This window comes from Erwinia sp. PsM31 (genome assembly GCF_030433775.1).
Lineage (GTDB): Bacteria > Pseudomonadota > Gammaproteobacteria > Enterobacterales > Enterobacteriaceae > Erwinia > Erwinia aeris.
In genome coordinates, this window is record NZ_JARUWZ010000015.1 from 87,914 (window position 1) to 98,363 (window position 10,450).

General features: G+C 57.9%; 6 protein-coding genes. All 6 read left to right on the forward strand.

Annotated features, from left to right (window positions below):
• The first annotated feature begins 140 nt into the window (after nucleotides 1-140).
• The 6 genes from QCD69_RS13505 (at nucleotide 141) to QCD69_RS13530 (ending at nucleotide 10,360) form a co-directional block, all read left to right on the forward strand.
• Nucleotides 141-866 carry a gluconate 2-dehydrogenase subunit 3 family protein gene (locus QCD69_RS13505; RefSeq protein ID WP_253454978.1) on the forward strand — a complete coding sequence of 242 codons (726 nt, stop codon included), beginning with the start codon at nucleotides 141-143 and terminating at the stop codon, nucleotides 864-866.
• Between the two features lie 34 nt (nucleotides 867-900).
• Entirely contained in the window at nucleotides 901-2,670 is a 1,770-nt protein-coding gene (locus QCD69_RS13510; RefSeq protein WP_125288500.1) for a GMC family oxidoreductase, read from the forward strand.
• Between the two features lie 6 nt (nucleotides 2,671-2,676).
• Entirely contained in the window at nucleotides 2,677-3,930 is a 1,254-nt protein-coding gene (locus tag QCD69_RS13515; RefSeq protein ID WP_253454977.1) for a c-type cytochrome, read from the forward strand.
• A gap of 285 nt (nucleotides 3,931-4,215) precedes the next feature.
• A complete protein-coding gene (locus tag QCD69_RS13520; protein ID WP_301252402.1) occupies nucleotides 4,216-9,312 on the forward strand; it encodes an AvrE-family type 3 secretion system effector in 5,097 nt (1,698 codons plus the stop codon).
• An 11-nt stretch (nucleotides 9,313-9,323) separates the two neighbouring features.
• A complete protein-coding gene (locus QCD69_RS13525) occupies nucleotides 9,324-9,728 on the forward strand; it encodes a type III secretion system chaperone (protein WP_253454975.1) in 405 nt (134 codons plus the stop codon).
• Between the two features lie 188 nt (nucleotides 9,729-9,916).
• The gene (locus tag QCD69_RS13530; protein WP_253454974.1) at nucleotides 9,917-10,360 is read left to right on the forward strand and encodes an RcnB family protein; all 444 of its coding nucleotides are present in this window, start codon (nucleotides 9,917-9,919) and stop codon (nucleotides 10,358-10,360) included.
• Nucleotides 10,361-10,450: the final 90 nt, after the last annotated feature.

The window sequence follows — 10,450 nt, forward strand, 5'->3', positions numbered from 1 at the left end:
ATAAAGCTTAACTAAAAATAATTAGAGTTTAATTTTTACATTTAGAAATAATTTTATCCATAACATTACTTTTTTTCTGGTCGATAACAAAATCTATTAACTCAAATTACATTTTATTATCATGTGAGAGTCGTAATGTTATGTTGCTACAAAAAGAAACTACCCGGCGCAAGTTTTTACTGGGGTCGCTGTTAGCATTACCGCTCGGCGAGCTGGTCTTTAAAGGATTAACGGCGGCGCAGGCTGCTGAAATGGCCGCACCCGAGCTGCTCGATTATAAACCCATCTTTTTTTCTGCCGACGAATGGCAATTCGTGATGGCCGCCTGCGATCGCCTGATCCCGGCCGGTGGCAAAGGCAAGGCGCCAGGCGCGCTGGAAACCAACGTGCCGATTTTTATCGATCAGCAAATGCATGGCGATATGGGCAGCGAAATCTATATGCAGGGGCCGTTCAACCCTCATGCGCCGGCCACCATGGGGTATCAAATCCCGTTCCGTCCGCAGCAAATCCTGCAAACCGGTATTCGGCTGGTCAACAGCTGGTGCCAGCAGCAGCATCAGAAGGCGTTCCACGAGCTGGAAATAGCCGATCGTGAAGCCGTACTGACTCAGGTGCAGAAAAACCAGATCGTCTTTGCCGACCTGGGCGAAAGCGCCCTGCAGGGATCGCAATTCTTCAGCGAATTACTCTCCAATACCAAGCATGGCTACCTCTCCGATCCGATGTATGGCGGCAATAAAGGGATGAAAGCCTGGATTGCCATCGGCTTCCCCGGCGCGCGCGCCAGCTATATGGAATGGGTGAAGCAGCACAACGTGCCGTATCCGCTGGGCCCGATAAGCATTAAAGGCGAGCGAGCCTGAGTTTTTCTCTGATTACAGACTGGCAGGATTAAAAATGGCAACAATCAATAAAGAAGAAGTCGACGTTGTAGTCGTCGGCCTGGGCTGGGCTGGCTCGCTGATGAGCATCGAGCTGGCGATGGCCGGATTAAAAGTGCGCGCGCTGGAACGCGGCGGCGATCGGGGATATGAAGAGTTCGCCTATCCTAAACCGGCCGATGAATACGCCTACGCCGTACGTAATAAAGTGATGGCGACCCCGGCGGAAGCGGCGGTGACCGTGCGTTACAACATGAGCCAGACGGCGCTGCCGACGCGTAAATGGGGCGCTTTTGCGCCAGGTACGGGCGTGGGCGGTTCCGGCCTGCACTGGACGGCGGTGCTGATCCGTCCAACGCCAACCGATCTGAAGCTGAAAACCTATGCGGATCAGGCCTACAAGCCAGGCATCCTGCAGGAAGATATGCGCATCATGGACTTCCCGTTCACGTGGGATGAAATCGAGCCGTATTACACCAAATTTGAAAATATCTGCGGCCAGTCCGGCAATACCGGCAACCTGCGCGGGCAGATCCTGGAAGGCGGCGACCCGTTTGAAGGGCCGCGCTCAGAGCCTTACCCGCTGCCGCCTCTGGAAGATACGCTTAATACCAGCATGTTTGCGAAAGCGGCGAAAAAGCTCGGCTATCATCCGTTCCCGAATCCGTCCGCCTGCGTTTCCCGTGCATGGACTAACCCTTACGGCAACCAGATCGCGCCCTGTAACTACTGCGGCTACTGCAGTAAATATCCGTGCCTGAACTACTCCAAAGCCTCGCCGCAGACCGCCGTTATGGATGCGCTTAAGCGTATGGATAACTTCTCTTATGAAGTGCACGCCAACGTGATGAAAGTGGTGCTGCATGACGATAAGAAAACGGCTAAGGGCGTGATTTATATCGATGCGCAGGGCAACGAGTGCTTCCAGCCCGCGAAAATCGTGGTATTGAGCAGCTTCCAGTTCTGTAACGTTCGCCTGATGCTGCTGTCCGGCATCGGTCAACCTTACAACCCTATCACCGAAGAGGGCGTGATTGGTCGTAACTACGCTTTCCTGAGCAACGGCGGCGCCACGCTGTTCTTCAAAGACAAAAACTTTAATCCGTTCGCTACGGCTGGCGCTACCGGCCAGATGATTAACGATATTTCGCCGGGCAACTTTGACGGCCCGTCGCTGGGCTTTATCGGCGGCGCGAAAATTCACAGTTCGCAGGCTACCGGCACGCCAATCAGCACCGCGCTGCCAAAAGGCACGCCGTCGTGGGGAACCGGCTGGAAAGAGGGGCTGGAAGAGTGGTACGGCCATTCGATGAAAATCAGCATTACCACCACCTGCCAGTCCTATCGCGATATCTATCTCGATCTGGATCCGAACTACAAGGATGAATACGGCTATCCGCTGCTGCGTATGACCTTCGACTGGAAACAGAACGAGCTGAAGCTGCAGCAGTATCTGAAAGGCGTGGTCAGCAACATCACCAAAGAGCTGAACCCGGACAGCTACAGCGAAAGCTTCCTGCCGATGGACGCGCATTTTGACCTGACCAAATACGTCTCGACCCATAACGTGGGCGGTGCAGTAATGGGCGATAACCCTAAAACCTCGGCGCTGAACAAGTATCTGCAAAGCTGGGATGTGCATAACGTCTTTGTGCCGGGCGGCAACGCTTTCCCGCAAAACTTCCAGGCGAACCCGACCGATACCATCGGCGCGCTGACGCTGATGGCGGCGCAGGCAATCAAAGATATCTATCTGAAAAATCCCGGTCCAATGGTACAGGCGTAAGCGACGATGAAGATTAAACATTTTTTACTCGCCAATGCCGTGCTGCTCAGTGCAGGTTCAGCGCTGGCGGCTCCGGCAGACAACGGCGAACTGATTAAACAGGGCGAGTATCTTTCACGCCTGGGCGACTGCAGCGCCTGCCACTCGCTGCCCGGCAAACCGGCTTTTTCCGGCGGCCTGGCGATCGAGTCAAACCTGGGCACCATTTATTCGACCAATATCACGCCGGATAAAGAGCATGGCATCGGTAATTACAGCGAACAGCAGTTTTCCGACGCGGTACGTAAAGGCGTGCTGCCTGACGGCAAGCGGCTGTATCCGGCTATGCCTTATCCTGATTACGCTAAAATCAGCGACGAGGATATGCACGCGCTTTACGTCTATTTTATGCAGGGCGTGAAGCCGAGCGCGGAACAGCCGCCGGAAACCGATCTGAGCTTTCCGTTCAGCCAGCGTTGGGGCATGCGCTTCTGGAACTGGGCCTTTGCTTCCGATAAGCCTTTCCGGCCGATTGGCGGCGCTTCGGCCGAGGTTAATCGCGGCGCCTATATCGTCGAAAGCCTGGGCCACTGCGGCAGCTGCCACACGCCTCGCGGACTGGGCATGAACGAAAAGGCGCTCGACAGCGGCGACAAGGATTTCCTTGCCGGCGGCAGCCTGAACGACTGGGAAGTGCCTTCGCTGCGCGGCTTACCGCGCTGGACGGAGCAGGAAACCATCGATTACCTGGCGACGGGCCGCAACGATAAGGCAGCGGTAGGCGGCGAGATGACCTCGGTGGTGGAGCACAGCACCTCTTATATGAGCGAGGCAGATCTGAAAGCGATCACGGCCTATCTGAAGTTCCTGGGCGGCAATCCTTCACTGCCTGCCGGTGACGACAAAGCGGCCAGCGCGACGGAGGCTAAGCTGACGGCGGCCAAAAACCTGACCACCGGCGAGCGTCTCTATCTGGATAACTGCGGCGCCTGCCATTTTGTGACGGGCAAGGGCGCGCCTGGCGTCTTCCCGCAGCTGGATCAGGCCACTATCGTTAACGCAGGCGATCCGACGGGGCTTATCCATACCATTCTGGCCGGCGCACAGCAGCCTTCAACGGCGAAAGCGCCTTCCACGCTGGCGATGCCGGGCTTTGCTGCCCGCCTGAACGACGAGGAGGTCGCGCAGCTGGCTACCTTTATCCGTCAGGGCTGGAGCAATAAAGCCGCTGCGGTGAAAGCCGACGACGTGAAAAAAGTGCGCGAAACGTTGAAGCACTAGCGGTAACAGGAGAGGCGCAACGCCTCTCCTTTTTTATGCCTGAACCGCCTTTCCCGTTATATCAGAAAAAAATCCAACGTTATGCGGGCCACTTCTGTGTATTTAGCCAGCTTTACGCCTTTAACCTATATATCAAACGGTTATCAAGGATCGCCAGGCTGCGTCGTTTGCATCGCTTATCAATATGAATAATCAGTGACAGCGGAACTCCACTGTATTTTCCGCCACTTAGCTCAGGTATCAGACGTTCCGGCTAATCAGACGTTCCGGCTAAGGAGATATACCGTGCTATCGGGGATCAGAACCGCTTTCGCATCAGCATCAAGCAGCGCACAGCGCACCACTTCATCGCAAACCCGTCATGACATGCTCCGGCAGCAGGACGCTTCGCCCAGCCAACGCGGTGGCGGCACACTACAGAGCAGCGAGCCGCCAGACACCGCGGGTTTGCAGCAGGGCAGCGCGGCGCGTGCGCCCGGCCAGGGACGTTTTCGTGCCTTTAGCCATCTTCCGCTGTTTAAGAAAAACCACGCCCGCGCGACGATAGCCAACCCGGAAAGCCATCCGCTGCGCCCGCTAAACCAGCTGGACGTTGCCATTCCCTCTATAGCCGAAGGCGCGCTGGAGCAGGAGATTATGACAACGCTGGCCGACCGGCTGGCGCATCAGCCGGAGGAGAAAGGCTCGCTGGGCGTGCAGCTGACCGCAAAGCGCAACGCCGCTATCGCCGCGCCAGCGGGCCGTGACGCTCAGCGCGCGCTGCTTAAGCAGACCGTTGGCCATCCCAAAATGCACTATCAAAGCGTGGCGGCCAATAAAAACGGCCAGCAGCACGCGTTGCTGAGCGACGAAGGTAAACTGCTGTCGCTGCACTCATCGCGGGATACGCTGGTCGGCGTGGCCCACAGCAAACCGGCCTGGGCAAGAGAAGAGACGCCGGGCAGCGCATTTCCCCGGCGTAAAGCGGCAGAGGTCGTTGACCACCAGCTGACGTTCAGCGAGGACGGCGGCAGCGTGCAAATTCGCCGTAGCGATGCGCCCGGCGGACGAGCAGCCGAGGTAAAGCTGCCGGATGCCGCCGTACTCAGCCAGCTTACCGGCGTGCATCATCAGGCGACGCCCGACGGGGGCCGCGCATTTTGCCTCAGCGACAACAAACTTTATCAGCTGGCTTCGCATGAAGAAGGCTGGCAGAAGGTCGACCTTTTCGGCGACGACAAAGACCAGTCGAAGCTGTCACGTCAGGGCGACAACTCGCTCTATCTGATCCATGACGATCGCCATCTGCATCATTTATCGACGCAAACGCAGAGCGCGCGCTTTGCCGATAAAATCAGCGGCGCCTCTGTGGCGGCGGATGGTCAGGCAATCGTGCTGCTTGCCAGCGAAGAGAGCAAGCAGCAAAGCATTAAGCTGCTGCCGCGCATCGACAGCCCGGAAGCGCAACACCGTACGCTACAGCCAATACCGGCTAAAACTTCGCTGGCGGCGGTAGCGCAGACCGACAGCCTGGTTATCGCCGCCGATCATCAGGGCCGTCTGCTGGTGGCGAATCGCCCCGGCGAGGCGAACGAGCTTAATTTTGGCGACGCGCAAAGCCTGAGCCTGCGCGACGCGCTGCATCAGCAAATCGCCGACGCTATCGGCGACCGCTTTCACGTACAGAGCCTGCTGTGCGGCGAAAACGGCCAGCTGCATGCGGTGGTAAAAGACAGCATGGACAGGCAGCACGCTATCGCGCTGAACCCTCATGCAGACAGGCCGCAGATGGCCTCCGGCTGGAACCTCAGCGACAGCCTGGTGATGGATTACCAGAAAGGCCTGCCAAAACCCACGCCGGCCCGTACCGATATCGTTTCCATTGGCGCCAACGGCAAGCTGGCGCTGCACGACGGCAAGGTGCGCTTCTTTAACGAGCTAACCAGCAGCTGGGAAGCGACAGAGGTCAAAGCCGACCAGCTGCGCGCCGGGCAGGACGGCCAGGCCTGGGCGCTGAAAGATAACCAGCTGAAAAGGCTGAAGGTCAACGTAGCCAGCAACAAAATCAATTTTCAGCAGAATACCTTTGCGCTGCACCAGGTGAAAAAAAGCGTCAGTGAAGAGCTGGCGATGCCCGGTCTGGATAAAAAACAGAAAACCGTCGCGGCCAGCGCGCTGGACGACGGGCGTTTCGTCACGCTGGAAGAGCAGGGCGATATCCATTTTCATCACGTTGATACGGAAAGCCGCCGTAACAAGCGGCTGCCGCAGACGCTTTCGCGTCAGGCGCTGAGCCAGGCGATGAATCAGGCCGGTGCGGTACTGAGCCGTCTTCCTGAGGATCGGCTTGAGCATAAAGCCAAAGACATAGTGCTTGGCCCGGAAAACCGCCTGTTTATATTGAGCGATAAAGGCAAAGTTTTCAGCCTGCCTGCCGAGAGCTGGCAGCAAGGAAAAGTTACCGACATGCAGGCGGAGCGGCTGCCTGCGCCGCTGAAAGATGAACTTGGCGAAGCCGCCGAGGCGCTGCCGGTTAAATTTTATGGCAACCAGAAAGGCACGCTGCTGCTGGAGAGGGATAATAAACAGGTACTGACGCGAGACGAGCACGACTGGCATCCGGTTTCCGCCGATATTTCTGCGGGCGTGCACGATACGGAAAATCAGGCCGATCGGCATTTTGAACGACTGAGCGCCGCCACGCGCGATGCCAAATTGAGTAAAACCGGTCTTACCTACAAGCGCGAGGTCAACACCTTCGGGCAGTCCGGTCACGACGGACACAAAGTCCATACGCCTTTCCGCACGCGGCTCAGCACCTTTGTATTCCGTCCCACGCTGGAGACGCCGCGCCCGCTAAAAAACCTGGGCAATCTTGTGCAGCACGCGCACGGCGGTCGTCAGGGCCTGACGGCGATCTATCAGCAGCAGTCGCAGCAGATAGCGGCGCTGACGCAGCATCTTAAACGTCAGCCAAAAGGCAGGGCGGAAGAGCCGCTCAGCCTGAAGCTGAAAACGCTGGCCGCGCGGGAAGATTTGCCCGGCTGGTTCGGCGAAATGCAAAAATTCAATACGGTGCTGTCAGACAGCGCCGCGCATCAGGCCGGTCTGCTTCAGCAGCATTATGGCACGCAGAGCGGCGCAGGCAGGCAGCTTGATAAGCTGACCGGCAGCCTGAATCCGGCCAGCAGCCAGGGCGACGATCTGTTGAACAAGCTGCAGCAGCTTTACGCCTTGCATCCCAGCGGTAAAGGCAATCACGCGCAGCTCTCCCTGGCGGCGATGCGCGAGAGCAACGTCACGCTTTCCTGGCAAAAGCCCACGGAGGCGATCCCGGCAGGGATAAATCGCGACAAGCACGATCCGATGGGGCTGACGAAATCCCGCCTGATCCTCGACGGCCTGACCAACGTCAAAATGCACGATTTAACGACGCGCCTGACGCGCGCGCTGGATTTACAGGGAGAACCCCGTGAAAAAGCGTTGCAGGCGCTGGGGAGAGAGTTCCGCGAGCTGCGGGATGACGAGTGGGAAAATAATCCGCTTAAACAGCTCACCGGCCAGGGATTTACCGGGAACGACAGGCTGGAGGCCAACTACGACGCCATCAAATCCATGACCAAAGCGTTCAGCAAAACGAACCACGCGATGAACGTCACCACCCGCACCGTGATGCAGGCCGAGGATCAGCAGCTGCTTGCCCGCAGGCTGGAAACCACGGTGCTGGACATGGATAAGGGCGAAAGCCTCTCTTTCAGCCGGGCTTACGGCGCAACAACCACCATCAGCGCGCTGCCGGGTTCACAGGTCATTGCGGGCGTAGGCGGCAGAGGCAGTCTGGATCGCGGCTACAGCATGAGCCTGACGCGAGGCGAAGGCGGCGTGACCGTCAGCTTCGGGCGCGACGGCGGCGGCGCGTTAACCGCCTTTACCGGCCTGGGCTACAACCTGCTGACCGGCTATATGAAAGATCCGGCGCACGATGTCGCCGTCGATCAGCAGCGCAATCTGGCGCCTGCCGTTCGGCTGGGCGGGGTCTTCTCTGTCACGCCGCTGGATCTAAAAAAGCAAAACAGCGTCAGCTTCGAGATTACCGAAGCGGAACTGCCCGCTTTTATCGAAGGGCTGACGCAGGGCACGCTCGATCCGCTGGCGCTGCTCAACCGTGGAATAAATCACAGCGTGAAGCATGGCGAGGTGCTGAACGTCAGCCTGGACGCGAATGCCGCCGCGCTGGCTTCGGCGGGCGTGCCGTTGACCAACAAACATGAAAAGGATACGCCTGCCAGCTTCCGCGTGGGCGGCGGCGCTTATGCAGGCGTTAACGTGCTTTCCGGCACACGGGAAAGAGGCGCCACCACCAAAGAAAGCAGCAGCGCCATCAGCCGCAGCAATAACCGTCCGCGCGGTCTGAACAAAGCCAGCGTGGGCGTGAACTTTGCGTTGCCGACCGGCGTGCTGATTAAGGGCGAAACGGGACGGACGCCGATGTTCGCCGGGCCGGCCGCCAGCGTGCAGCTTTCGATAGATAACAGGACAAAGCAGAGCCTGGCGATAGAAACCAAAACGGCCCGGCCGCTGGCAGAAGTGCATATCGACAAGCTGACCGAAACGCTGGGGAAAAAATTCAGCGATCCGGCTACGGCGGCGCTTATCGCGTCGCTGAAGGATAAAGACGATGAAACGCCGCTGACGCCCAGGCAGAAGCTGGATAAGCTGGACGCGCATTTCTCGCCGCGCGATCTCCGCGAAAAAAGCAACGAACAGCAGGCCGCGCTGCGCGATCTTGATAAGCATCTGCGTCAGCAAAGCGCGGCGGAGCGGGGGCAAAAACTGTTGCAGGGCGGCGAATATCAGACAACCTACGCCAACCTGAGCAAGGTCGACAGCAACGGGCTGTGGCATCAGCTTTCGCATCTGCTCGACGGCAGCCTGAATGCCAGCAACGCCAACAAAATGCGCGAGCTGATGAAGGACGACCACCAGCTGCAAACCCTGATTGCAGCGCTACAGGACAACGTCAGCACCGAGGCGACCGTCACGCTGGAGCTGAAGGACGAGGTACGGGAGAGATTAGAGCAGCGCTGGTTGGAGCAGGGCAACAGCCCGGAAGAGATGCAGGCCGAGCTGACCAACCGCGATAATCTGCGGCTTAAATCCATCGCCTTCACCAAGTCGCAGGTAAAAACGGACGGCTTCGCCACGCCCGCTTTTCTGCTTGGCGGCGCCAACAGCGCTTCGGTTTCCATGAAGCGTAACCTGGGGAAAATCAACTTCAGCTACGGCGAAGATCAGGATAAACCGGTCAATTATGCGCTGGAAGGGCGTATCGCCAAAGCCACGACGGAACTTGCCGGCGCGCTGCGCCAGGGGCAGGAACAACACTTTGTGCTTAAAAGCTAACGGAGACAGGCATGAACGCAACAGAGCAGCTTAATCACTTCCTGGCCGGGTATGGCCGCCGCCTCAATCTTAGCCTGAGCCTGAAAAACGGCGTGTGCGCGCTGATGCGCAACCGGCACGAGGTTGCCATTATCGAACTGCCGCCGGACAGCGACTGCGTGATTTTCCACCGCAGGCTGGAGGATCTGCAAAGCGCTGCGGAAAGTCACTTGCGCACGCTATTGGCGCTGAATTTTGAGATGAATGCGATGCGCGGCTGCTGGCTGGCGATGGATGGCGACGACGTTCTGCGGCTTTGCAGCCAACAGCCGCTGGCCTCTCTGGATGCCACAGGCTTTAGCGCAGCGCTGAATGCGTTTATCGTGCAGGCAGACGAAGTCGGCGAATTTCTGGCCGAAAATCACCGCGCCGCCTGACTTAACGCAAATTATTGCCGGGCAGCGGATCCACAATTCATTCACAGTGTTAAGAAAGGGTCAGGGCGAGGTAAAGTACGGTAATTAAAGAGGTTTTAAGACAGTTAGCGATATTTTTAAGGCCAGGGTTAGACGATAGTGTCGTTCGACGGTGCGACAAAAGCCGTGAGCAAATCGAGGATATAACCATGAAAAAAACGACCCTGGCGCTGTTGATTGCCGTATTTTCAGCAAGCTCGCTCTTTTCAACCGTTACGCAGGCCGACGGCCCTCCGGGACAGGCGTGGCATCATCAGGGCGGACATGAAGGACACGGCGGCCCGGGCGATCGTGACAGGCCTGGACGTGGCCCGGATCGCGGCCCCGATTTCGATAGTCACAGAGGTCATGGCCCCGATCGCCATTTTGAAGAGCGCGACCGTTTTGCCTGGCAGGGGCATGAATTCCATCGCGGCCAGCCGTTGCCGCCTCGCTTCCGGGGTAACGATTACCGGGTAAACGACTGGCATGCTCGCGGCCTGCACGAGCCACCGCGCGGCGAGCGCTGGGCCTCTATCGACGGTAACTATGTGCTGATTGCCGCTGCGACAGGCGTCATTACCTCTATTCTGCTGAACAACGCTTTTCACTAAAAGCCACTTGCCGACATCGCAGGATGTCGGCATATTTTCACGCATTTCACGCATTTCACGCATTTCACGCATTTCACGCATTTCACGCAT